The sequence below is a fragment of the Lacticaseibacillus pantheris DSM 15945 = JCM 12539 = NBRC 106106 genome (assembly GCF_001591865.1).
Taxonomy (GTDB): Bacteria; Bacillota; Bacilli; order Lactobacillales; family Lactobacillaceae; genus Lacticaseibacillus; species Lacticaseibacillus pantheris.
Window position 1 is genome coordinate 21,223 of sequence record NZ_BCVS01000006.1, and the last position, 25,355, is coordinate 46,577.

Consider the following 25,355-nt stretch of genomic DNA (forward strand, 5'->3'; position numbering starts at 1 on the left):
TTATAACTATATAATACGCCGAATCGGAGCTGAATACTGGATTATCCGTAAACTTTTGACTGTCCACTTTTTCCAAAAATCAAGAAAAACATGACAGTTAAAAAATCTTTTAATTAACCTCTATTGGCCTTACTATTGGTCGTAAAGAAGCGCCACCAACAATTTAAAATAATTCGACGTTTTAGAAATTACTCCTGAGTACGGGTAAAAAGTACGACGGAATTTCGGTTTTCTAAGTACACTTAGAAAAATGTATAATAATTCAAAAAAGCACTCCGTACTGAGCTCTTCAGTGCGGAGTGCCTCTCTATTTTATTCAGGTATAACGATTAAGAAACTACAACAATAGACGAAGGCGAACTTACGGTCCTATCTGCATTTGTTTCCGCAATCGCGTATGCAGTACCCTTGACTGCCTGATCAGGTAAATCAATAGTAACAACACCATCAGCGGGAATTTCTTCTTCGGCTATTACAACCCCGTCACCATTCGTAACTCGGATTAAATTACCTACATTATAACCACCTTCCGAGTTTTGACCTGCATTAACAATAATTTGTGTAGCTCCACCTCTTACCCCATCACTGGTAGGCTTAGGTAGAGTGGTTTCTGTTGCGGTTGGTACAGTTGCATTCGCTGCCGGGCTTTCGGTAGTCCCCTTACTTTGAGTAACTGAGATTTTGTCGCCTGGTTTAAGCTTTGTATTCAATAGAACACTATAGCTACCGCCGTCGTCAACGATTCCTGTACCTAGTGTTGTACCACTAGAGTTCTTAACAGTGACGGTATTGCCAGCAACTCCAGTTCCTGTTACTGTTCCTGTTACGGTAGAAGATCCATCAGTAACACTGGTAAGATCAATAGTCGGTTTGGCAAGCTCAGTGGGTGTCGTTTCCTTATCCTTAACTGTCTTACTTGCTGGTGCGCTAGTTAGCGTACCATTTGACTCTTCAACAGCGATAGTATCCCCTCCAACCAGTGGTTGGTCAACCGCTACATTGTACTTGCCATTATCGTCAACTTTGCCAGTTCCAATGGTGTTACCAGCATTATCGATAACAATGATAGTGTTGCCTGGTGTGGAGCCAGTACCTGTAACCGTCGTATCTCCTTCGGTTAGGTCATTGATGGTTGGTGCCTTGATTGACGGTACAGCCTGTACAACTGCAACAGATGGATTGCTAGTCTTATTTCCGTCAGTTTCAGTAGCGAGAAGATCATCGCCTTCCTTCAATTGACGATTGAGCGGTACGCTGAAAGTCAAATCATTATTCACTTTCGCTGTACCTACAGTCTTACCATCTTGATCGGTAATGTTAATCGTGTTGCCAGCAGTCGTGCCTTTACCCGTAACAGTTGTGGCGTTTGCGTATACTGGACGATCTAAGGCTGGCGCATGAAGCTCAGTAGTCACTTGAGTTTCAACCACTGCTACTGATGGGTTACTAGTAACAGTACCGTTACTTTCAGTAGCAAGAATATCGTCGCCTTCCTTCAGTGCGCGAGTCAATTCAACTGTAAAGGTGAGGTCATCGTTAACCGTGGCGGTACCAAGGGAGGCTCCGTTCTGGTCAGTAAGGCTGATTGTGTTACCAGCAGTTGAACCTTTACCCGTTACTGTCGTATCAGTAGTGTACACTGGGCGATCTAATGCAGGTGCATGAATCTCCGTAACCGCTGGTTTTTCAACAACCGCCACTGATGGGTTACTTGTAACTGTGCCGTTTGTTTCAGTAGCCAGCAGGTCATCACCTTCTACTAATGCTCTATTCAGTGGCACGGTGAATTTAAGATCATTACCAACCGTGGCCGTACCAAGCGTATCGCCATTCTGATCAACAATTGTTACCGTGTTGCCGGCAGTTGACCCGGTACCAGTAACTGTAGTGTCAGTAGTGTACACTGGGCGATCTAGGGCTGGTGCATGAATGGTTGTCACTGTTTCCTTAGTAACTACTGCCACTGCAGGATTACTTGTGACGGTACCGTTACCTTCAGTTACAAGGAGGTATTCATTTTCAATTAGTGGGCGATTAAGCTCAACCGTAAAGGTCTTGTCCGTGTTAACGGTTCCAGTTCCAACAACGTTATCATTTGAATCCGTGATTTCAATTGTATTCCCGGCAGTTGACCCTGTCCCTTTGAGCGTCGTATCAGTAGTGTACACTGGACGATCAATCGCTGGTGCATGAATTTCAGTTGCCGTCTGCGTAGTCACGGTCACATTGGTTGCTGAGCTGGTGTTCTTACCGTCAGTTTCCACAACGGAGATGATTTCGCCAGTGTTCAGTGCCCGAGTTAATGCGACCACGTAGTTGAGGTTACTACCAACCAACCCAGTACCGATCACGTTACCTTGGTTGTCCGTGATCCGGATGGTGTTGTTGGCTGTGTGCCCTTGACCATGAACAGTCTCTGCGGTGTTGTAAACTGGCGTTGTTACGGTTGGAGCGAGAATCGTAACGGTTTGCTGAGCTTTAACAGCCGCGGCTGTATCCGGGCTAGCGTTGCCCTTGTTATCGCTTTCGATGGCGTAAATGATGTCGCCTTCTTCGAGGATAGTGTTAACTCCGACATTCCAAGTGCGATCGCTATTAACCGTACCAGTACCGATGACCTGGCGAGCAGAATTTTCGATGGTAATCGTGTCACCAGCAGTTTGGCCGGTACCAGTAACAATTGTTTGATCGGCGTACACATCATTGATATGTGGAGCGGCAATGGAAACTTCTGTTGTTTCCAGAACTCCTCTTTCGGCTGGAGCACTCTTATCCGTACCATTCGAGGCAACAGCACTGATAATCTCACCGGCGCGTAGTGCACGATTAATATTGATGCTGTAGAGTCCGTTGGCGTCGGTGTAACCATAGCCTAGAGCATTTTGACTCTGATCAGTAATCGTAATCTGAGTTCCTGGAGCATTGTTAGCAGCCCCTGAAACCGTAGTCTCACCAGAATATAGCGGACTGATAGTTGGTTGCTGCAGTTCAACTGGTGCGTGGCGAACCGTAACTGTAGTTGCGTCACTTTCACCATCTTCGGCCGTCGTCTGAGTAACGTTGAGTACCGTTCCTTGCTTTTGCAGTGGAATCGTTACACTGTAGTAGCCGTTAGAGTTAACCGTGCCGATACCCAGTGTTGTCATCCGGTCTTCGTTGTAAACCTTCACAGAAGCTCCAGGGACACCGGTACCACTCACAACAGTATCGTTGTCTTCAACCGGTTGAACCACGTACGGTTTTTGAATGCCTTGAGACACCTCAGCAGGCATCAGGTGGTTAGTCTGCAATGCGGTAGTTGATGCCCAGTTTGAGAATACGTCCCAGTCAATAATTGAAGTTGGCAGAACCACAGCCCCATCGAAGGAGTAGTTGGAGTCTGAAGGGTCAATGACCATACCAGACTTGTTAACCATATCGCCGACGTTTAAGTTGACAGTGATATCAACGGGAGCGTAGGCAACGGTGAGCATTGCCGGGTTGCTGAAAGTAATGATGGCTGAACCGTCAGTATCCTGTGTAATGGTGAAATCACTGGCGGTGTATTCGTGTGGTGTTCCAAGAATTCCACCCGTAAACGTACCGGTGATATCACTCTTATCTGCTTGAAGAATTAAAGGTGATAATTCTGCAGGCACCTTAATTACATATTTAGACGTCGTGGCATCAAGCCCAATCGTTGAACCACTGTAGTCCAAGGTAATAACACCGGTATACGTCCCGTCAGCGTTCTTCTTAAGGCCATTTACTCCGGATCCGCTAGCGGTGATAGTACCATTGGCAAAGAATGAACCACCAATACCACCTTCAGGATCAGCAGCCACTGCAAGTGGGGCCATAACAGCCTCATCTGCGGCAGGAGCTGGAGCGGCCACAGCGTCTACCTTCGTAGTTTCACTAGTAGCTGCTGATTCAACTACAGCAGTTTCAGCAACAACGTCACTACTCTTTTCTGAGTTTTGTACATCTGAATTTTCTGTGGTTGCTGAAGCGGTTGTAGTCTCGGTTGCCGTGTCAGCAGGTGCGTCGGTCGTTGACGCTGCACTTGATGTTTCTGATGCTGCAGATGTAGCAGGAGTTGCAGCAGCATCACCGTTAAGCGCTTTCAAGTCGCTGGCAGAAGAAGAACTTGTTGTGTCCGTGGCCTCCACCGTGGCAGCTTCAGCCGTCTTTGCTGGAGCTGAACTAGCATCACTCGTTGCGGAAGATGCTGTTTCAGTGGTCGGTGCGGCTGATGAAGTAGCAGTAGTTTCAGTTGATTGGTCACTTGCAGCGCTGCTAGTTGCTTCGTTACCGCTATTGGTAACAACTGCAGCTGCAGGAGTATCTACAGTGTCGGCGCTAACAGTTTCGGATGATGCGAATGCCGATGCACCAAGTACTGAAAAGAATACTGCACATGCGAAAACCCAGCGGCGCCCGGCCTTGAACATCTTGAAATTCGTTCGTGTAACATCTAAGTGTTGATTATGCATATCGATTTCCTCCTTGTGGGTATTCGTACCCATCTTATAGTATTGTGAATCAAGTAACATCTGCATCGTTTGAAGGTTATGGCCTTCACCAGTAACACAACCCATAAATATAATTACTCCACCATGCGTCATTAGCAAACGTTATTGCTTTTGTCGTTTGGCTTATTTAAAGCATAACCTGGCCAAATCAATAACGCAACAAAAAATTATTAAGTGTTGGATTAAATGACAGGGATTTCAATAACTATATAGATACATATTCAGCAGTGTAACCACGATTATGAGATAGTTATTGAAATCCCTTTTTAAAAACATAAAGAAATTTGCTATTGCCCATCAAATCGGTCAATATTAACCGACATGCGTCCAAGTCATAAGGCAAGTACTTACGCTTTTATTTATGCTACGATTATCTAATTAATACTAACAGTCTCCCTCTCGTGGCACTTACCATTACTCAATAGACACATAAAACATTAGCGTAAAGTTGTTCAATCTACACTGTCAATAAATGAACAATACTCACATGCCACTTGACCCAGTTCACTTTAGTAGCTTTGCCCGAAAAAAGCTCTCAAATTAGTTGAGAACTGAATGCGCTAATTCAGCTTAATGGCTGGTGTGGAGTATAGATTGTCATCTCTCCCTGCAAAAATGGTCTTGATTTTAGAAGAAAATTCAACCGTAGAATAACGTAACAGTCAATTTATCGCTGTAGCCTGTACTCTTATTGGTCACTAATCGCTGATTGTCGATAGCGACCCTTGTTTGCCACACTGACTTAACATCTCAGAAGATATCTCCGTCTTGGTCAAGCGGCGTCCACCAATATCGGTCACAACTCCATGCAATTAACGGATACTGTCTGTGATATCAACTCTTTATGCGTGCATAACAATAAATCATGCTTCCTTCACACTATATCCCCGCCCCCATTCATGGATTCAGGGGCCGCTAACTGTGACAACATCAATTAGGATCATGCGACCTTCGAAACTACGCCAAAAAAATTTGATCAATCGCCACGAACAAAAAGCGACAACAAAAAGCGACCAAACATTACAGCGGAATTCTTTTTGGTCACAACAAAAAAAGGCTCTCAAATCACATCACCCTCACGGTGTTGATTTCAGAGCTAAAAAACGTAGGCTTTTCAAATTTACCGGCCGGAGCACTCTTTCTAAATTGACTTCTTCGTTATGTTAGAAACACCCTAATAACCTGCCACTCTGGTTTAGCTGATACAGGCATATACCCAAGCATTGCCAAAATTAAACTAGGACATAGTAGTTCTAAAAAAATAATCACTGTTGTTGCGCACCTGCCTCTTACTTTATAGTGCGTGGAATGCCTCTGATTCCCGAATCACCACTCAGCCCAGAAAGTATTAGTCATTAGCAACCTTTTTAAAGGTGAAGTTCATTTGCTCAATTTCGTATAGTTTAATATCCCCAAGTAGTTCAACCTTTTTCGTGTCAAACAAAACCAAGTCAACCGCGTCAGTCGGGCTTACCGAACTAGCATAAACCATACCATCGACACCCATAGTCTTTATTAGGTCACTGATATACTCGGTCGGAACATAATCCACCTCAGAGCGGTTCCGGCCAGTTTTACGTCGCATCGCCTTATCAATGTCAATTAAAATTGAACGATTAATCAAATATGACATTTTATCAACTCCAGCAAATGGGCTCAATTCAGCCAATTTATCTAGGTCAACAACCTGTATCGGACTTCTCAACTTAAATGTGCCTACTGCAACAATATCCTGAATTGATGCCCTAATTTCAACCAGACTCGTTCCAACATCACTACCCAAGTATAAGTATGAAAACCCCGGAGCATTTAACCGTCCGGCTTTTGATTGCCTTTCAGGAGCGGGGCCGATGGCGGACATACCGTGTAGGCCATTCTTGGATCTGTCAGTATCATTAATTATTCGTGAGCGAAAATAATGTGTATCGTCCGCTTCCAGGGAGGTGACCAAGAGTCGCAAAAAATATTCCAATCGTTCAGTGACCATTAAACTGTTATGATAACGATTTTTTTGCCGTATTACAGTTTCAAACTCCGACCAGCTCTTTCCAGAAAAGATACCCATATTCTGTTGATACTCGCCATGCAGACTATATAGCGGTACAACTAGGCCGTGGAGCATTTCCTGGTTTTCATTGAAATAATCCGGCGCAAAATGTTCCAGTAAGAGTTCTATTTCATCTGATTTAAGGTTAAAAATCCCCCATTGATCACGAAGGTGAGTCGATAGTTTTTGTGCCATGCGGGTAGAGCCTGTATCATATAAGTCAAAAATCTCGATAAATTCAGACTGAAAGCCTTGAAAATTGACATCGTTTTGAAGTGCATCCAGATCAATGACCTTATTCAAATGGTCCTTATGTTCTATACTTACGTCACATCGACCCTCTGTACCAACAGCGCGAATCCATTTACGAATTTGCTCATCACGAAAACACTCAACACAACATTTCATGAATCCGCCCTCTCGTTTAAATACCTGCCCATAATTTCAAGATGATGTTCGATGGAAAGTTTTTTTACTACTCCGAGGCCCGAGTATTGTTGCTGATCATACATGCGTTTAAACTCTACCAATGCTGTGGAATCATTTTGATCGCGATTAAATTCGGGCGACTGATACCACTGCATGAACGCCTCCAACGCCTCAGCAAATTTACCCGCGACATTGGTAATATCATCATTTGTAGTGGACACAAAATGACGAATACGTAGCTGACCATCAGCTCGAAAATATACTATGTGAATCGCAACAGCCCTAGGTGCATAGCCACTATCAATGTACTCGGAGCCAATTACGGAGTAGTCGCTGAAGCCAATATATCCATCCTCGCTATAATACATATGCGTTTCCGAAAAGAACTCATCCTCATTATTAGCGTAGTCAACATTGCGAGGCCGTTTCGTAAAGGCGTCATCGAGAACGACCACCCTACTACCATGTGAACGGCGCAAAAATGATCGATTATCAGGAGCAATAACCTTGAGAGCATTATTCAAGGGTTGACTTTCCCATTCAAGCTCTGGATGAACCGTTTTCGGTAGTACTACCATAGAATTAGGGCTGTTATATTTACCTAGGGTATCAACTGCTTCCTGCGATGTCCCTATTACGGCTGGAATAAAAAAAGGCTCTTGTTTTAACTCATCCACTTCCTCGTCATTTGCAAAAGGGGTATACGGGGTGGCCTGTGGATTTTGAATAACAGCCAGGCTATGCGATTCCCGCCCAAACAACTGAAGCACCGTCTTTAGCGTACTACTAGCCTTAACGGGCTCGATAATCGGCACTATAGAAGCAGTTAGTGTTCCATTAGTAATCATTTCGCGTAGGGCAATTAATTCGAACTGCTTTCCACGTAAATATGGATAGTACATTTGAGAAACCCCCATTATTTCCGACCCAACATTGCAAACAATTTACTGTACTCATTCTCTTTGTAATTTTGAAAGTACACTAGCTCTTTGATACTCATTGGCACTTTTTTAAACGCACACTCATGCTGGCGAACGGTATTTCTTGCTTTTAGAAACCGCAATAAATACCGATGACAAGTCTCTACATCCATTTTCTCGAACCACATCTGACAGGCCCGATAATAGTCAAATTGGCTGACATTAGGCAGAGTATTGTAATGTTCCATAAGCGCAGTTTCATACTCTGGCTTCCGCAAAATTTTGAACATGGAGGTTTGATTAAGACCACTCAAATGCTCATGGGGCTCGATTAGCGTGCTTAATGTCTGCCGATTTGTTAACTCAATCAGGCCGACATCCGTTCCCTGTAATCGTTTTCTTAGCACATCCGCATGGGCTTTATCGGTAACAATCGAGACATACTTAAAGGCTTGGTAGTAACTAATGATTTGACTTGGTAAACGTTCAAGATTATCTAATTCTGTCTTGATCTCATATACCTGACCGACACCATTAATGATCAAAAAATCCAGAATTGATCCACCCACTGGTAATTCTCTGATTGCAGTAGAAGTACGGACACTGTGCCTCCCTAGTAATATCTTGTTGAGTAGTGTGTTCTTAAAGAAATACTCATTACGGTATCGCTTAGACATCAGGGCGTATGCCTGATCGAAAAATTCACCATTAACTATGAAAGAGTCACTTTCTTGCTTGATCTGGTCAATAAACGAATGCGATGAATCATCGACAAGCTTTCTTAGAGTCGAGGGAGAGAACAGGCGACTCAATTTTCTGTTACTTATTTCCACGATGCCACCTCCTAAACATTCCGATATGCAATCGTTTACGACTACCAAATTATACCCAATACTCGTCCTTCTGAACAGCACCGACCGCAAAGTTTTAAGCTCTTGTTTCTCCATAAATGCCGCGATATTAAGGCCATTATCGTGGTTGTTACGTGGCTTACATTAGCGTAAGTTATCCGATTTTACACAAAAAATCATTAGTTTTCAGACAATTAATCAATTACTTTAATTCAAATGCAAAAGACGCCAACACTCTACGTGTTGACGTCTCTGTTTAATCATAAAACCGTTTCACGCGTAACAAACCCTAATTTCGCGCCCCCAACTCACTGCGCAGCGCCCGGGCGGCGTCCTTGCTACCCGTAAAAATCAGGTGGTCATTCGGCTCAATTAACGTGTCGCCATGCGGGGCCACAAAGTTACCGTTGCGGTATATCCGGCTGACCGTAATTGCGCCGATATCCGGCAGGCTCTGTAACGTTTTGCCCGTGTACCGGTGATTGTGCACTTCGACTTCGTACAGGCCCGCCTCCGTGTCCGTGAGCAGCTTCAACGTCGACGGCGACTCAATCATCCCCCGCAACAAACTGACGTTCACGGTAAACGTGTTAAACAGTTCCACACCATCGGCGGCCAATTCCTCGATGCGCTCGTTACCCGCCTCGCGCGTTTCAAACCGTGCAACGACCCGCGGCACCTGGTGATCCACCGCCATGCGGGCAATTCGGTAGTTGCGGTCAGCGTCCATATAGCCCAGCACCATAATGTCGGCGTCAAAGGCCCCCGCCGACACGAGGGCGTCCTCGTCCAATGTGGATAATAGCTTGACGTTGACCTGACTATTGTACGTCCGGAAATTCTTCTCCGAATCGGTCACCATCGTAATGTCGTACAGCCCCTTTGCCAGCTGTTGCGCCACCGGCACGGTCAGGATGTTCGCGCCTACGAACACCACGCGTGTCTTGACCTCGTCTTCGGGTTGCGGTTGGTACAGCTTGTTGAACACAATCGGTGCCAGCACGCAGCTCAGCACGGCCGCTAGGGTAAACGCCCCCGACTGGTCGGCAGTAATGGCGTTCAGGTTGCGGGCAATGGTTAACGTCGGAATCACCAAGGTAATGGTTGTTGACGCCAGCACGGCACCTGCGGCCGAGTTGCGGGCGTTGAACCGCTGGTGGTAGATAACGTACGGCACCACTTTGGCCAGCACGAAGCACAGGAAAAATACGGGAATCAACATCAGCGCCTGCGGATTGCCCATCATGGTCCGCAGGTTCAACTTTGCCCCCGTCATAATGAAGAAGATGGGAATGAAGAAACCGTAGCCGATGGACGTCAGCTTGTCGCGCGTCACCTCACTCGGCCGGAGGAGCTTCATCACGATGCCCGCCAGGAACGCGCCCAGAATGTTCTCCGCGCCCACGTTCTCGGCGATGGTCACCAGCACAAAGATGAGGAAGAACGCCAGGCGGATGTCCAACTGCGTCGTGGACTTGTCAATACGGGCAAAGAACCGGTAAATCGACTTGAACCGGCGTAACAGGATAATGGCCGCCACAAATATCAGCAACACTAACCAGATGCGGGCCGCGTGCCCGCCATTAATCGTCGAATAGACGGTTAGCGCGAGCAACGGCACGATTTCACCCAGTGCCGCGGTGAGCAGAATCGTCTGCCCCAACGGCTTGCTGAGCAACTCCTGCTCGGTCAGAGCCGCAATGACCACGCCTAACGCAACGGTCGAAAACAGGATGGTCGCCAGCATTACGTCACTAAACAGGCCGAAGAACTTGAGGGCAACGCCCAAGATTAACGCGGTGACCACAACACCGGCAAAGCCGACGCCGGCCATAAAGACGGGCGACCGTTCCGTCGTCCCGTCCTGCTTGGGCCGCGGCTTTTGTACGAAGAGGTCAAAGTTAATTTCCATCCCCGACAGGAAGATCAGCACAATCACCCCGAGGCTCGACAAAAACGTCAGGTCAGCAGTGGTGGTCACGAAACCGAACCCCGTTTTGCCTAGAATAATCCCGACCACAATCTCGGCGACCGCGGTGGGAATCCCGTTGATTTTGAAGCGCGCCATGAATAATGGAATCATTAACGCCGCAACCATTACGACTAACATTGAAATTTGCGCCATGATGCACGTCCTTTCACGTGGTGTGTCAATTGGTTTCCAGTATAACGCACCTGACATGATGATTTCATAACAATCTTGGTGTTAGTCATAATCTGTCACGTACATAAAGGGAGCCGGCACGTGTGCGCCGACTCCCGCTTTGACCCTATCGCATTTATGCGCCCGGCTGATAGTCGGGATCGATAATCAATACCGGCTTAATGGTATCGCCACTGCGTGAATCCGCGTTGGCCTGGTTAATCTGGTCGAACGGGTAGAACTTCTCCGTCTTATCAAAGTCAAACATCCCCATCTGGTAAAACTTAATCAGTCGGGGCACGTCGATTTGTGGAATCGAGTCGCCCATGTTAACCCCCACAATCTTCCGGTCAGAGGTACACAGGTCGTTCCAGGTATCGACGTCAATATGGTGCGCCGTGACCGCGATGGTCGCCGTCGTACCACCCTGCGCCAGGGCCTGAATGGAACTCTCCATCACGGCCGTCACGCCGGTGGTATCGACGGCCCAGTCAACACCGTAACCGCCGGTCAAATCGCGAATGGCCTGGACGGCATCCGTGTTGCGACTGTTGATGGTATCCGTCGCGCCCAGCTCCTTGGCCAGGGCTAACCGGCTGTCCACGATGTCCACGGCAATCACTTTGGTGCAACCCGAGATCCGGCCGGCCATCATGGCGGCCAGGCCGACCGCGCCGGTACCAAAGACGGCGATGGTGTCGCCCGGATGTGGTTGCAACGTGTTCAACACGGTACCGGAGCCGGTTACGTAGCCACAACCCAGTGGCCCGAGCATCCGCAGGTCGAGTTCCCTGGGTACTTTGACCGCGTTCCGCTCCCGAACAACGGTCGTGGTGGTAAAGGAACTCTGGTCAAACATATCCGCCACGTGGTGTCCGTCGAGGGTAAAGTGCGATGAACCATCGGGCCGGACACCAGACAGATTATTATGTGCGTAATTCAAACACTGGGTAGGCACCCCGCGCAGGCAGTTAGCACACTGCCCACACGCGTAGAAACTGAGCACCACGTGGTCACCCGGCTGAAACTGGGTCACCTCGGGGCCAACCTTCTCGACAATACCCGAACCCTCGTGGCCAAGGACAATCGGGTAATCAATCGTGGCGTCCCCCACCCGGAGCGCCTCGTCCGAGTGGCAAATACCCGTGGCGACCATGTGGATTTGTAGGTCATCAGGACCCATTGGGCACAGTTCCACGTCGTCCCGCAATTCAAAGTCGGCGCCCTGGTGGTCCACAACTGCAGCAGTTATCTTCATTATCAATACCCCCAAACGTATACGTACGGTTAACGGTCTACGTAGTTAATCATCGCACTACCAGGATAGTTTTGCAAAGGCTTACATTATAATGGAAGCAACGTGTTCTGGGGATAATAAAATACGCGTCGGCAACGGGACCAAATCTCCGCTGGACGCGTATTGTGCACTTTTTAGCTAAATTCAGCGGGTCGCGTAACCGTCACCCCAAAGTGGTACTGGATGGCCGCCAAAATGCGCTCCGTCGCGTGCCCATCCCCATACGGGTTACGGGCCCCAGCCATCTGGTTGTACACCGCCGGGTCGTCCAGTAACTGCGTCATGGCGGTGCGCACCCGGTCCGGGTCCGTTCCAACCAGCCGCAGGGTCCCCGCGGCAACGCCCTCGGGCCGTTCAGTGGTATCCCGCAGCACGAGCACCGGCTTGCCCAGTGACGGTGCTTCTTCCTGAACACCGCCGGAATCACTCATAATGAAGTAACTCCGGGCAGCCAGGTTGTGGAAATCCACCACGTCTAACGGCTCAATTAGGTGTACCCGCTCCTGACCGTCGAACACCGCGTGCGCAACCCGCTGCACCGCTGGGCTCAAGTGCACCGGATACACGATATTCACGTCGGAGTGAGCCCGCAGTACGTCCAGCATGGCGTTCAGGGTGCGGCGCATGGGCTCCCCCTGATTCTCACGCCGGTGCATCGTGACCAGGATCATCCGCTGGTTAGCGGGTATCTTGTCCAGTACGTCGTGGTGGTACTGCGCGTTCACCGTTTCGTGGAGTGCATCAATGGCGGTATTCCCCGTCACGAAGATATGCGCAGCCGCATGGTGTTCCAGCAATAAATTATCGCGGCTCTGCGCGGTAGGGGCAAAGTAGAGGTCGGCCAACACGTCGGTCAGTTGGCGGTTCATCTCCTCCGGAAACGGATTGTACTTTGCCCACGTCCGTAACCCTGCCTCCACGTGGCCCACCGGCACCTGCTGATAGAACGCAGCTAGGCACGCCGCAAAGGTAGTGGTGGTGTCACCGTGAACCAGCACGATGTCCGGCTGCTCACGCGTCAATACATCACCCAGAGCCAGCAGCACCCGGCTAGTGATTTGCGCAAGACTCTGCCCCGCCCGCATGATATCAAGATCATAGTCGGGGTGAATATTGAATACTTGCAGCGCCTGATCGAGCATCTCGCGGTGTTGGGCCGAAACGACCGTAACCGGCACAAACGCTGGATTCCTTTGCAACGCCTGCACGATGGGCGCCATCTTGATGGCCTCTGGACGCGTACCAAACACCGTCATTACCTTAATTGCTTTGATCATTTTGCCACCCCCATGGCTAACATCAACACCCTAAACGTCGTACTCCAATTCCTTGATGGCCCCATTCATGAGGTCGTGCGGGTCGTGCATCGTTTGACCGTCCCACTGTTCGATGCCCGCACGCAACGAGAGGTCGACGCTCTGTAACGCGACCGATGCCGCGGTGGCCTCCACAAAGCGTTCCTTAATGCGCGTTGCGGCAATACCCGCGCCCGCCGAATCCGAGTACAGTAGCACCGCCCACGTGGGGTTCGTATCGTCCAGCATGTAGACGATGTCGTTGTCCCGGGTAGCGTCGTTAATTGCAGCCGACGCTACTTTGATTAACTCATCCACCCGCTCGGTGCTCATCATGCGTTGCAGGTCGGTAAAGTAGCGGACCTGAATCACCACCGTGGTGACCGGCAAGTTAAAGCGCCGGTTCGTCTCGGTGAACACCCCCACATCCTGAATGTAGGAGACCATCGTCCGCAGGTTGGTTTGCTCGTCCAACGCACCCCGCTCCACCATGTCCGCCCGCATCCGGGCATTATCCGTCTGTAAAATCCGCAATTGCTGCGTCATGCCGTTAAAACTCAGCAGCAGCAACACCGGCGCCACCAACCAGAACAGCATCACCCATACGTTGAACGTCCGCTGCATCTCGGCCAGATAGATTATAAATAGCGTCTGCCCCAATAGGAACAACAGGTCGGCGGCGAGGCCCGGAATGGTGCCGAAAAAGTAGCCAATGAGAATCAACACCACCGTCACGATAAGGTACACGGCCCCCAACAAAACGGTGTGCGTAACCGCCGTGACTGCGGCAACGAAGAAAACCAGCACCAGAAACACCATCAGCAGCACGTCACTCATCGTGGCGGCGCGGCCATCACTATTTTTCATCGCCGGTCTCCTTCCGTCGTAGCATACCGTTCTTCCGCAAAATCAGGACCATTATCGCCACAACCACCACGATGACGGCCGCCGCTACGACCAGGTAAATAATCACCTGCCGGTTGCGGGTTAGCTTCTGCTTCTTGGCGGCGTTCACGTCAGCCGCTGCGTTCTTCTTGAAACAGTACGAGTAGTGGTTATTATCCCGGTCGATGACCAATGCGTCGCCCTTGTATCCCGACACGTCCGCCTGGGTACTCAACTGCGTGGTGGCATTAACCACGTCGCTACTGTGCGCCGCCGTGGCGACCAGCAACGCCCGCTGCTGGTTGTACGGGGACCGCAACAATTGCGCCGTACCGATCGTCGCACCGTAGCGGTGTTCGATACTCAACTTTTCGTTACTCAAAATCCGGTTGCCACCCCGCGCAAAGCGGAAGTACAACTGCCCGTTGAGTTTCCGCACCAACGCATTATCGTGGTACGTGCCAAAGGCAATCACGCTACTTTGCTTCATCCGCGCGGTGCTAGGCACCTGCGTGGTAAAACGAATGCTCCCGGTATTCTGTTGGGCGTAGTTACCAAGCAGGTTCATGATGTTCGTTAGCGCGGCCAGGTCATCGTCGTTCATACTCCGGGGCCGCACGACCACAACGTTGTCAAACGTCTGGTTGCTGATAAAGGTGCTCGGGTAATTGGTAAAGAGGAGCGAGTTTTGCGGCGTGGTTTTAATGGCCGCCGTCGACTGACTGTCCAGCTCGGCCCACGGGGTAGTCACATCCGTCGTACCACCACTCCCCGCCAATTGCAGGTTAAAGACCACGCTGACCGTGAACGAATTACCCAGGGTGAGCTTGGTCGGCAAGCGGAAATTGTACGTGCCTCCGTTGGCCCGGGCGCGGTCTAGGTGGGCACTGCCCACACTTTGGTCACCAACCTTCAGGGTGACCAACGAATTCTTGAAGTTCAGGTTGTCCGCGTAACGCAAGTGCAGGTGGACAACCGAGCCCTGCGAGTTAGTACGGTCGATGGGCACACTCAGTACGTACGTGAGGGTGTGCTGCCCGGTGCCACTAACCCGGTCCGTACCCGTGGTTAGTTGTCGCGAACCCTGATACTGGAGGACCGACGTTGACGTACTGGTCTGCGCCGTCACGCTCTCGGTTGGACCGGTGGTTTCCTTCATTAACTCTTGGTTGGCCACAAACTGCGCCGCCTTCTTCAGTAGGCCGCCCGTCCTGGCCGTCACAATCAGATAATGGGTGCTCCCGTCAGTGGCCGTTTGCAATACTGCACGCTGCGCGGTTACCTGGTCGGCTTGGACGAAACGCTTCAAGTCTGCCGGTAAACGGTCATATTGGGCGACCACCAGCCGGTAATCGGCCTGCTGGGCAATACTGCTGCCCCAACGCGTCAGGTTCAACTTCCCGTCCGTTGTCACAATAACGCGCGCCACCCCGGCAAAAGCGTAGGCACTGGCGGTTAACTCCGCGTCATTGGCACCATGCGGCATCACGATGGCACTCCGCCGATTAACGATGGTATCCATCCCAATAAAGTGGGCGTAGAAGGAATTGATGTCCTCACTAGCCTCATTGAGGTGGTAAGTAAAGTTGACGTTGGCCCCGCTACTCAGCGTTAACCAGTTAGCCGGCGTCGTCACTAGATCACTCGTTTGCCCCGCCTGGTTGATGATCTGGCCGTTGATGGTTAGCACGTTGCTACCCCGCAGCAGGTCTAACGGTAGGTCCACGGTTTTACTTTGCAGGCCACTGGTCTTATCGGGCCGGAACGAGTAAAACTTCACCCCGTTGAGGCTCAACGTAATGTCTGAAGTTTGCCGATTGGAGAGCTGGGACACCTGAAAACTAAAGTTAAACTGGGCCTTATGGATGTCCCAATAATCTTCCTTCGTGAAGTTCAGGCTCGTCGTGACCGACTTACCGGAGAGGGTCATCGTGTCGTTTTGGAAGTTCTGCGTGTAGGTCTGATCACCGTCATCGGCGCGGACCGTATGTGCCGGTGCCACCAGCACCATAATTGCCCCGATTAGCGCCACCAGGGCCATCATTAAGTTACTTGTAACGCTTTGTCTTGTACCACTTTGCTTGTTGATGAAAGACTTGTTCTCGAACATAATTCACCATCCCGTATGCCGCTACAACTAGCCACATCTGACTGTAGATTAAATACATGGCAATGATCACCAATAGGTTGCTAAACTTCATCTCACTCTTTTCGGTCGTGATGGTCACAAAGGTGCTAATGACAAACGCCAGCACCGCCGTCAACCAGAGGCCATTACTGAACCCGTTGATGTCGGAGTGGACCACGCCCGCAACCGACAGGACAAACACGGAGTCCGACAGTATGAGCGACGTCATCAACAAAAAGTAAATCGACATGAAGTAGATGAGGTCGAACCGGATGTGCCGGCCCGCCTTGGTAAAAATTTTGTGGGCGTTCTTCAACACCACGTAGATGTTGCCCTTCACCCACCGCGTACGCTGGTGAAACCAAACGTCCAGCGTCTGCGGCTCCTGCTCCCAGGTGACTGCCAGCGGCTGAAACTTAATGCGGTAATTCCGCGCGTACACTTGAAAGCTGATTTCGGTATCCTCGGATAGCGCCTTGACGTCCCACCCACCGATTTGCTCCAACAAATCACGCCGGATGACGTAGTTGGTTCCCGGAATCGTGCACAGTTTGAACAACTACTGGCGTCCGGCCTGGGCCATCCACTGAAACGACAGGGTCTCCACGTTGATAAAACGGGTGAGGACGGTGGCGTTTTTGTTCCGGGTCCGAAACTTACCGATAACCGCCCCGTAGTGATCGTAGCTGAGTAGTTCCGCCACCAGGTACCGTAGCGCGTCGTGCTCGGGCGTATTGTCGGCATCGTAGATTGAAATAACGGAGCCTCGCGCATGCTGTAACCCGATGTTCAGGGCGTTGGATTTACCTTTGCCCCCGTTGGTCTTGTCGGTGTTAACCACCGTTAAGTTACGGTCCGGGTGCAGTTGCTGCAAGGCTTTGAGTAGGTCGGCAGAGTTATCGCTCGAGTTATCGTTAATCACAATAATTTCGTAGCGGTCGGCCGGGTAGTCCAGTGCCAGCAACGCCTGCACCGTTTTGACAATGACGATACCCTCGTTATGCGCCGGCACCATAATTGAGACAAAGGGGGGCGTGCTGGGCAACGTCGGCGGCGTCGTCCTCGACCATTTCAGGTAGTACGCATAACCGGCGATTGTCAGTATCACGTTGACGATGAGAATCGCCCAAATTGCAAAAATCGCTATGAATAAAAATCCATCAAGAATGGTGATGAGGTTCGTCCCCCTTTCGCCGGTACATGCGCCGGTAAATACTGCGACCAACCGCAATAAATACCAACATAATGGTCAGTGTCACGCCAAAGAACACCCACATGACCGTACTTTGCAGTTGGAAGTAACGGTTATACCAAGCCTCGCGGGGTTTAGCCGGCGTGGTCGCACCAGCACTAGCACTTTGACCGGCGGTAATGCTCTGGGCTTGCCCGTTAAGCTGCCACTGACCGTGATTGTACGCAATGGTTGTGCTACCCACCGTGAATTGGGTCCGCCAACTAGCGTCGGGCGACTGCCACGACCCGTTAAACCGGCTAATCGTTCGTTCGAGGTCAGATAAACCGCGACCACTATCTGGCAGGCCAAAGGTAATGGCGGTAGGCAGCGCGAATTGGAGCGACGACTTTGCCAATGCGGAACCCATTTTGGTCGACGTCAGTTTCCGGCCAGGCAAAGCGTAGTACGCGTTGGCAAAGGTGCGGCCGCGACCGTCGTGATCAACGTTCACCACCGTTTGCTCGTTCCCCATGAGAACCACGGTCTGGGGCTGACCCAATCCGTCTGTGCGTAACACGGCGTCCTGGTTCCAGTACGCCTCGACGCTCATCCCCACCGGTAGTACGCCACGGTTCGCCAGGGCCGTCACCATCGCCTGCGTGTGGTTCCGCAAGGCTTGCCGGCTCGCGCTACTATTACCGGGATCGCCAACGGCCAGGTTGTGCAGCAGCACCACACCACCAGCGAGTTCAACCGCCCGCAGTGTGCGGGCATAACGGTCGAGCTCCGGCAGGTCGGTATTGGTATACACGCCCGCGACGCTGACGGCAAAGTTGATGCCGCGATTCTGCAGGTAGGTGGCCAATTGCCGTAGCACCCGCATATTGGTGTACGGCGTGACGCCGGTGATTGTAAGTAACGGTGCGCTGGTGGTGTGGCGCCCCCAAACGGCTGCGAACATTTCCTCGGCCAGCATGATGTTCATACCGCTAGTCGTGAAGTAGGGCATCACGGCCGTCTGCCCGTGAACGGCGGTGAACGGGTACTGTGTAGTGCCGTTCTGCCGCGTGAGCGTGCCCAGCGTGGTGCTGTCGGCGGTTGTGCTGGTAATCACCTGCTGGTCCGCGCTAAACGGTAACAGTTGCTGGGTGTTACTTTGCGCATCATGCAGGATAAACTGCTGGCGGTAAACCGTCCGTAGTGTCACCCCCGCGGCTTGGGCCTCGTTAGCCGTCACGTTAGGTCCCAAGTGAACGCGCACACCGGTGAACTGGTCGCGATCCCGCATAAACGACTGGTTGGTTAACCGTAACTGTGGCCAATTAATCAGTGTGACCACACCGTCGTAATGACCACGGCTCAACATCCCCCGACGATAATTGGCGATGTTGACCGTCTGAATACGTACCCCCGCCGTCGTAAGTAACCGCTCCACTGCGTACAGGTCGCCCGTTTGGCCGCCAGACACATTCTCGGAATCGTACGCCAACATGACTTTGGGCGTGGTGTCCGCATGGACCGGGGTGCGTGGTACGGTTGCGACCACAACCACCGCCGCGGCGCTCACAAGTGCTACTTTGAGTAACCTCACTAATCTACTCATACGTCCTGCTCAGCCCCCTCACGGTACGCGTGCCAGAGCCGTCCGTTCAGCGCGTCGGCCACCAGAATTACTAGGATAATTTCCAGCGACATTGGCGCCAAAAACATGTGCTTGGCGAGGTCCGCGGTACCATCGCCGATAACCGACACGATGGGTACCCCAATGAGAATCGACAGGAGCCCGAGTACCAGCATGAACCGGAGCACGCCCTCCGTTGCCCCCGCCCGGATGTCCGCGTATAAACCCACCGAGAAAACGAGGATTAACACCACGGCCAGCAGGATGTTGAACGCAAACCGGCGCGGGTAGAACGCGCGCATCAGCGTGCTCATCCCGGTGAAGTAGTGCGCCTGCTGCTGGGCGGACCCGCCGGCCGATTGCGGGTAGTCGCCCACCGCGCCCACCTGAACCACCATGAGGTTCTTGGCCGTGACGTCCATCAGCGCCATGAATTGTTGGGGATGCTTTATGTAATAGGCCACAACCCAACCGGTCGAGAGCTTGCTGGTCAAATGCTTCGTGGTGGCCTTATTCGTTGGTAGCACGGACGCGTACTCCGGCGGGTTGTAAGCACCGTTACGCATCAGCGCGTACTGCCGGTTGATGCCGGCGCCAGCAATCGCCTTCCCCGGGTGCTGCTGTTCCACCAGCACGCCGTAAGTAAACGTCTGGTACATATTAATGTCGTTAAACTGTTTGGAGATTAAGGCAAAGGTGACCACGCCGGTGAGCAACACCGCCGCAATACCCCCGAGTATGTATGGCCGTACGCGCCGCCACTGGGGAATAAACAGCAACCCGAGCGTGACCACCGCCATGCTGAGGGCGAGCGGCGCATTTTGTTGCTTGTTAAACACCATCAGGGCACTGCTGACAAAGTAGAGCACCACGAGGGGCCACCTGCGTCGGTACACGTTGCGGCTCAGCAGTAAAATTGCCGCCACGGCGTACAGCAAAAGCGTCAAGCCCCCCGGCTCGGCGAAGAAACTATTCATATATAACGTGATGGCAGAATCATCAAAAACAAACACCACCATCAAAGCAATGATGTAGCTCCGGATCCCCCGGACTGGGTGCGTTAAGGCCACCGTCAACAAGTACAGCGCACCGAGGTAGAGGGCAAAGTTCACGATGCCCATAAACCGAATATCGAAAATCTTGTGACTATACAGCAGGCCGTTCAGAAGCTGGGCTAGCTTGACGAAGAGCGTCTGGGAGGAATGCACCACCACCGCATGCTCGTTAAAGTACTGCATGATGTGGTATTGCGGGTGGAGGTACGCAAAGTAGTCGCTACGGGAACCAGCGGCAAACGGGTACATGCCGTTAGAATAAATGACACGCCAAAAATCACCGTTATCGGCATAGCCGTGAACGACTGGCCCGAATAAAAATGGGCACACAACCAGTAGACTCACGATGACCATGAACAATCCCGGTGACACGAATCGTTGAAAGCCACGCCAAAAGCGTGACCATACACTCCCCATTAATCGCACGCGGTGACACCCCCTTTGGTGAAACTAGCGTCCCCCAACGCTAGTGATTACTGAAACGCGGCCACTAACGCCGCTAAGTTGTTATAAGAAAATGCGTCCTGCGTAGTGGCATCCCCAATGCCACCGAACAGCGGTGATTGCGGCTTGGTAACCTGATCGGCCCACACCCGCCGCATCGCCGCTTGGTAATGCTCGCGGTCATGAAGCACACGGAAAATCTGCGCGCACACCGCGTAGCTACCAGCCGACTGACCGGCGTTGACAACCTCACCCGCCGTACTGTAGCTAAGCGCCAAATCGCCACGGTTCACGCGTTGCACCAACCACCGCCGCGTTGTCGCCCGTAGCTGACCGACTTGCGCCAGGTGGAGCAACGTTTCCATGGCCTCCGTGGTGTTCAGGTTCTGGTGACCATACTTACCGGTCTGCCAGTTGTAGTCGACCGCATACAGCGGAAACGCGTCGCCCAGGTAGCCGCCTTTGACCACACGAAGTTGCCGGGCGTACTGCCGCCGCGTGGTGGCATTCTCACGGCTGTAGTAACGCAGTACTTGCAAATCAAAGTAAGCCAGGCTGCCGGTGCGTGTGCCGGATTTGGCGGCGGGATCGTAATAATTAGTCACCTCGCCTTTGCCCAACGCGCCGGTGCGGAGATGTGCGTACAAAGTCGCCGCGGTGCGTCGGTAGTGGTGCGTACCGCGCAACTGGTCGTACGCCAGTAACGCGCGAATAATGCGCAGGTCGTCAAGCGTCGCGTTCACCCCGTAGCGCTTGCCGGACCGGGGGTCGTAGCGGTAGCTGAACTGCCCATCCTTGTAGAAGGTCCGCTTGGTGACGCCGTAAAATTCGCGGAAGTCCCGCCAACGGTGCGCCTCAGCCAGATAAAGCAGCCACATGCCAGACGATTCACTCAGCATCTCGTGCCCAGTGGCCGCAGATGCTTGCCGTTGCTGGGTGTCACGGTAGTTCGTGTACACACCCTGCTTGCGGACCATCTTTGCTTGCGTAAAACGGACCAACCGTTGGCGCTGCGTGCTGTCACGACCATAACTAGTCGACGGCACCATCGCGGTCGGCGCCGCTTTGGGCACAGCAACATGCGCGGTCGACCGGCCACAAGCGACCGTACCCAGCACAATCAACGTTAAGCCCACCGCTAGAATCCAGCGCTTCATCACCAACATCTCCACAAAAATATAGTTACCTCGCATTAGCCATTCTTATACCAAGATAATAACAAACATGGAGGGGTAAAACAGTGTTTATCGACAATTTTTGCGTATACGACGTCAAGTCACGAACGAAATTTATGTGCCCTCGCCGCCCAAACAAAAGGAATCGGCACTCGTGGTGAGCACCGATTCCTACTTTGGCGGTCAACCCGCCTGTTTAATTTTGCGTATTTGAACTGTACGTAATTGTAGCACCAACTGCCGCTACCGTGCGGCGGTAGAGGCGAAGTAAATCATGGACTCAATCATGGCGATGAAGAAGCTGACCGGTACGTTCGTCCAGTACGACAGCGCGAGTGCACCCCACACGCCGACTAAGGCGAAGATAATGGCGAGCCCAATCATGTGGGACACCCGCCGACCCCAGCGCATTGCGGCACTAGCTGGCAACGTCATCAGGATGAAGATCAGCAACGAGCCGACCACCTGCGCGGAGACCGCCACCGTGGTTGCCATCAACACCAGAAAGACCACATCGACCATTTTGACGTACGGCAGTGAATCGACGGCCGTCGCGTGGTCAAACGCCACGTGGCGCAATGGCCGGTACAATACGACGCCCACCAGGAGCACCGCCAGCGTTAGGATAATCACCTGCACGATGTTCGCATGACTGATACTGAAAATGGAACCAAACAGGATGCTGGTGGCCGAACTGGCATTCTTTTGCGACAGCGCCAGGAACGCAATCCCCAGCCCAATCGCCACGGAGCTGACGGCCGACACGGTCGACTCACTCCGGCGCTCGTCGCCCATGTCGAGCTGCCCAATGCTGGCTGACGACACGAGGGTAAATCCGAGCATCCCCAGCAGCGGTGACCAGCCCATGAACAGGGCAAAGGACGCGCCGGCAAAGCCAATTTCACTCAGCACGTGGGCCAGGAACGACATGCTCCGGGCGACGACAAACACGCCAATGAAGCCGCTGACGATGGCAATGAGCGTACCAACGACGTACGCGTTTTGCATAAATGGATAATTAAACATGGTCGCGGCCCCCTTCCTCAAGCTTACTGGTATCCAGGTCCGCAATGGGGCCAAACTCCGCCCCATCCGGGCTCAGCAGTAAATAATTATCGGAGTACCGTTCCACGATATCCAAATCATGACTCACCATGATGACGCTCAGGTCGTGGTGGTCACGGTAGTGCTTAACAACGTCCATCAGGGCAAACTTGGCCACGTTGTCCAAATTGGCCGTGGCCTCGTCCAAAATCAGCACGTCCGGGTCCTGAATCATTGCCTGAGCGAGAAAGGCCCGCTGCTTCTCACCACCGGACGCGCGGTCAATCCGTTCGTTGGCAATCTCCGTGAGGTTAGCCTCGTTCAGTACGTGCTCCAGGTGCTCCTTCTCACTCCGCCGTAACCACGGCAAGAGCCCGCGGTCGTAGCTGAGCCCAACAAAGTCGGCGATGTGGAGCGGAAAGGCACCGATATCGTCGTGATACTGGGGTACGTATCCGATCCGCAGGTCTTGGGCGTGATCCCGCACCAATTCCCCCTCCGTTAGTGCCCGCTGGCCCATGATGGCCCGAATGAGCGTGGTCTTACCCACACCATTGTCGCCCACGAGCGCGAGAATCTGGCTGCTATCGAGGTGGAAGTCCACGTGCCGGTAGAGCCAGCGCTTGTTGTCGGCAAACTGAATACCGACGTCCTTACCAGTAAGAATACGCACTTAAATACCTTCTATCTTTATCTAATCAACACTACACGTCGAGGCAAACAGTCAGCTTATGGATAAACTGCCCAATCACGGCCTGCTCGTCCGCGGAAAAATCGTTGAGCACCGCCATGTACGCCTTGAGTGTATCCTGGTGGTTCTGCGCGTGTGCGGCGGCCAGCTGCTGCCCAAAGTCGGTCAGTGACCACTGCTTGCTGCGCGCATCATCGGGGTCACGCGTCAGCGACACGACGGCAGGCACCAATTTTTGTAGTCCACGCATCGCCTTGGTAACACCAGCCGCCGAAATGTCCAGTTCCTTGGCCAAAGTCGAGTTCGTCTGCGGTCCTTGCAGCAACATCATCAACGCGTGCCCCTGCGTGCCCGTGACCTGCCCCGTACTTTCGCCCAGAAGGACTTCCTGCTGATTCTCTGGCACCACCCGCCGTACCTCATTTAACAGGTTGGCTAGCCGTTCCGCGTATACCTTTGTGTCTGCCATTTTTGACCTCCGTGTCGTGTTAATGCGTTACTTCAGCGTATTGAGTACCGCCTTTAGTTCCTTTGTCTGCCACTGGATGTACGTTTCGCCAGCGGGCTTGGTTTCCGTGATGTTCACCACTGGCACCCCGTGATTCCGGGCGTACGCCACCGCCGACTTCACCAGCCGCCCACTATTTTGCGGGTTGTTAATCACAAACTGGACCGTGTGGTTTTGAACGTCGGTCTGCCACTTACGAATATCGTTCGCCGTCGGGTCATTTTCGGCGTCGACAGCCTCGGCAAAGCCGGTGGAGTCACTTTGCGCGCCCAGTGCCGTTAACATGTTATCATACACCGGCTCTGTTGCTAGGTACCGTTTGCCCGCCAACTGCTGCTTGGCTTGTTGCTGCAGCTTCGTGAGGCTACCGAACTTCGCCAAGTACCGTTTGGCGTTGGCGGTGTACTGCTGACGGTGCTGTGGGTCAATCTTGATTAGCTTGGCCTTGACCGCGTTGACCACTTTGCTAGGCGTGGTGGGTTTGTACCATAGATGTTCGTTGCCACCCGTCTTAAAGCCCGTCAAAGTAGCAACGTTAATCGACTGCGCCCCCGTGTTCTGCTTGGCAAACTGACTACTCCACTTGTCGTAACCACCGCCGTTAGAAATAATCAGGTCCGCCTCCGCGTATTCCTTGGCGACGTCGGAAGTGGGTTCGTAATCGTGGGGGTCCACCTTGGTGTTCTGAATGACCGCCGTCACGCTAGCGTACTTCCCCGCCACGCCTTTAGCCATCTCCCCGTAAAAATCCAAACTCGTTACAATGTGAATATCCTTTTTGGTGGTGCCCTGTTGCTGCTGCGACAGACCGCGATTAATCACGAATCCCAATGCCACAACAATCAAAACCAGCGGCACTGCAACCGCCCACCAGATGCGTTTCTTTTGCATGAGTCAATCTCCCCAATTTCTGCGTTAACATACCAACATCGTTTTAATTAACCGGTTAATTAACCAGTTAAATATAATTGACTCTGGGGACGGTGTCAACACTTACTGACAAAAAAATAGTTAATTTGTGGATTTGTCAGTCAGTTATGTGGGTGGCGGCAGCGTAGGCCGGACCGGTGATCTGCGGCTTTCGTGGGGTGCTCCATGGTAACCACTGTTGGGGCGAAGGCTTCAACCCGCCGA

At 51.9% G+C, this 25,355-nt stretch carries 16 protein-coding genes and 1 pseudogene; all 17 read right to left on the reverse strand.

Translation table 11 applies throughout. The features are described from left to right. Positions 1–329: 329 nt before the first annotated feature. Positions 330–4,475 carry an Ig-like domain-containing protein gene (locus tag LPA02S_RS01640; RefSeq protein ID WP_162256050.1) on the reverse strand — a complete coding sequence of 1,382 codons (4,146 nt, stop codon included), beginning with the start codon at positions 4,473–4,475 and terminating at the stop codon, positions 330–332. Positions 4,476–5,862: 1,387 nt separating this feature from the next. After that, positions 5,863–6,969, reverse strand: coding sequence for an RES family NAD+ phosphorylase (locus LPA02S_RS01645; RefSeq protein WP_056957066.1), 1,107 nt, complete (start codon positions 6,967–6,969; stop codon positions 5,863–5,865). Next, entirely contained in the window at positions 6,966–7,892 is a 927-nt protein-coding gene (locus LPA02S_RS01650; RefSeq protein WP_056957065.1) for a sce7725 family protein, read from the reverse strand. Before LPA02S_RS01650 ends, LPA02S_RS01645 begins: the two co-directional genes overlap by 4 nt. Before the next feature lie 14 nt (positions 7,893–7,906). Next, positions 7,907–8,743, reverse strand: a complete 837-nt coding sequence (locus LPA02S_RS01655) for a sce7726 family protein (protein WP_056957064.1) — start codon at positions 8,741–8,743, stop codon at positions 7,907–7,909. A 307-nt stretch (positions 8,744–9,050) separates the two neighbouring features. Further along, a complete protein-coding gene (locus tag LPA02S_RS01660; RefSeq protein WP_056957063.1) occupies positions 9,051–10,886 on the reverse strand; it encodes a monovalent cation:proton antiporter family protein in 1,836 nt (611 codons plus the stop codon). A gap of 154 nt (positions 10,887–11,040) precedes the next feature. Then, positions 11,041–12,162, reverse strand: a complete 1,122-nt coding sequence (locus LPA02S_RS01665) for an NAD(P)-dependent alcohol dehydrogenase (RefSeq protein ID WP_056957062.1) — start codon at positions 12,160–12,162, stop codon at positions 11,041–11,043. 173 nt (positions 12,163–12,335) lie between these two features. Next, positions 12,336–13,475 (reverse strand): non-hydrolyzing UDP-N-acetylglucosamine 2-epimerase, encoded by a 1,140-nt coding sequence (gene wecB / locus LPA02S_RS01670; RefSeq protein WP_056957077.1) that lies wholly within the window; start codon positions 13,473–13,475, stop codon positions 12,336–12,338. A 33-nt stretch (positions 13,476–13,508) separates the two neighbouring features. Beyond that, positions 13,509–14,363 carry a hypothetical protein gene (locus LPA02S_RS01675; protein WP_054650142.1) on the reverse strand — a complete coding sequence of 285 codons (855 nt, stop codon included), beginning with the start codon at positions 14,361–14,363 and terminating at the stop codon, positions 13,509–13,511. After that, positions 14,353–16,491: a cellulose biosynthesis cyclic di-GMP-binding regulatory protein BcsB gene (locus tag LPA02S_RS01680; protein ID WP_156470977.1), complete on the reverse strand. Its 2,139-nt coding sequence runs from the start codon at positions 16,489–16,491 to the stop codon at positions 14,353–14,355. The genes LPA02S_RS01675 and LPA02S_RS01680 overlap by 11 nt, the downstream gene beginning before the upstream one ends. Next, a pseudogene (locus LPA02S_RS01685) lies at positions 16,430–17,683 on the reverse strand (glycosyltransferase family 2 protein). The gene LPA02S_RS01680 and the pseudogene LPA02S_RS01685 overlap by 62 nt, the downstream one beginning before the upstream one ends. Further along, entirely contained in the window at positions 17,670–19,286 is a 1,617-nt protein-coding gene (locus tag LPA02S_RS01690) for a hypothetical protein (protein WP_056957060.1), read from the reverse strand. Before LPA02S_RS01690 ends, LPA02S_RS01685 begins: the two are co-directional and overlap by 14 nt. After that, positions 19,283–20,776, reverse strand: a complete 1,494-nt coding sequence (gene wsfD / locus LPA02S_RS01695; RefSeq protein WP_225354973.1) for a glycan biosynthesis hexose transferase WsfD — start codon at positions 20,774–20,776, stop codon at positions 19,283–19,285. The genes LPA02S_RS01690 and wsfD overlap by 4 nt, the downstream gene beginning before the upstream one ends. Positions 20,777–20,832: 56 nt before the next feature. Further along, a complete protein-coding gene (locus LPA02S_RS01700; RefSeq protein WP_225350274.1) occupies positions 20,833–21,960 on the reverse strand; it encodes a glycosyl hydrolase family 8 in 1,128 nt (375 codons plus the stop codon). Positions 21,961–22,221: 261 nt separating this feature from the next. Next, complete coding sequence (locus LPA02S_RS01705; RefSeq protein ID WP_054650154.1) at positions 22,222–23,004, reverse strand: metal ABC transporter permease; 783 nt, start codon at positions 23,002–23,004, stop codon at positions 22,222–22,224. After that, entirely contained in the window at positions 22,997–23,695 is a 699-nt protein-coding gene (locus LPA02S_RS01710) for a metal ABC transporter ATP-binding protein (protein WP_054650156.1), read from the reverse strand. The genes LPA02S_RS01705 and LPA02S_RS01710 overlap by 8 nt, the downstream gene beginning before the upstream one ends. Before the next feature lie 31 nt (positions 23,696–23,726). Continuing rightward, positions 23,727–24,182 carry a MarR family winged helix-turn-helix transcriptional regulator gene (locus tag LPA02S_RS01715; protein ID WP_054650158.1) on the reverse strand — a complete coding sequence of 152 codons (456 nt, stop codon included), beginning with the start codon at positions 24,180–24,182 and terminating at the stop codon, positions 23,727–23,729. 27 nt (positions 24,183–24,209) lie between these two features. Beyond that, entirely contained in the window at positions 24,210–25,112 is a 903-nt protein-coding gene (locus LPA02S_RS01720; protein WP_054650160.1) for a metal ABC transporter solute-binding protein, Zn/Mn family, read from the reverse strand. Between the last annotated feature and the right edge of the window lie 243 nt (positions 25,113–25,355).

Excerpts from the sequence above, each read along its gene's own strand:
- LPA02S_RS01640 (WP_162256050.1), bottom strand. The coding sequence starts at position 4,475 with ATGCATAATCAACACTTAGATGTTACACGAACGAATTTCAAGATGTTC.
- LPA02S_RS01645 (WP_056957066.1), bottom strand. The coding sequence starts at position 6,969 with ATGAAATGTTGTGTTGAGTGTTTTCGTGATGAGCAAATTCGTAAATGG.
- LPA02S_RS01650 (WP_056957065.1), bottom strand. The coding sequence starts at position 7,892 with ATGTACTATCCATATTTACGTGGAAAGCAGTTCGAATTAATTGCCCTA.
- LPA02S_RS01660 (WP_056957063.1), bottom strand. The coding sequence starts at position 10,886 with ATGGCGCAAATTTCAATGTTAGTCGTAATGGTTGCGGCGTTAATGATT.
- LPA02S_RS01665 (WP_056957062.1), bottom strand. The coding sequence starts at position 12,162 with ATGAAGATAACTGCTGCAGTTGTGGACCACCAGGGCGCCGACTTTGAA.
- LPA02S_RS01675 (WP_054650142.1), bottom strand. The coding sequence starts at position 14,363 with ATGAAAAATAGTGATGGCCGCGCCGCCACGATGAGTGACGTGCTGCTG.
- LPA02S_RS01680 (WP_156470977.1), bottom strand. The coding sequence starts at position 16,491 with ATGTTCGAGAACAAGTCTTTCATCAACAAGCAAAGTGGTACAAGACAA.
- LPA02S_RS01690 (WP_056957060.1), bottom strand. The coding sequence starts at position 19,286 with ATGAGTAGATTAGTGAGGTTACTCAAAGTAGCACTTGTGAGCGCCGCG.
- wsfD (WP_225354973.1), bottom strand. The coding sequence starts at position 20,776 with ATGGGGAGTGTATGGTCACGCTTTTGGCGTGGCTTTCAACGATTCGTG.
- LPA02S_RS01700 (WP_225350274.1), bottom strand. The coding sequence starts at position 21,960 with ATGAAGCGCTGGATTCTAGCGGTGGGCTTAACGTTGATTGTGCTGGGT.
- LPA02S_RS01705 (WP_054650154.1), bottom strand. The coding sequence starts at position 23,004 with ATGTTTAATTATCCATTTATGCAAAACGCGTACGTCGTTGGTACGCTC.
- LPA02S_RS01715 (WP_054650158.1), bottom strand. The coding sequence starts at position 24,182 with ATGGCAGACACAAAGGTATACGCGGAACGGCTAGCCAACCTGTTAAAT.
- LPA02S_RS01720 (WP_054650160.1), bottom strand. The coding sequence starts at position 25,112 with ATGCAAAAGAAACGCATCTGGTGGGCGGTTGCAGTGCCGCTGGTTTTG.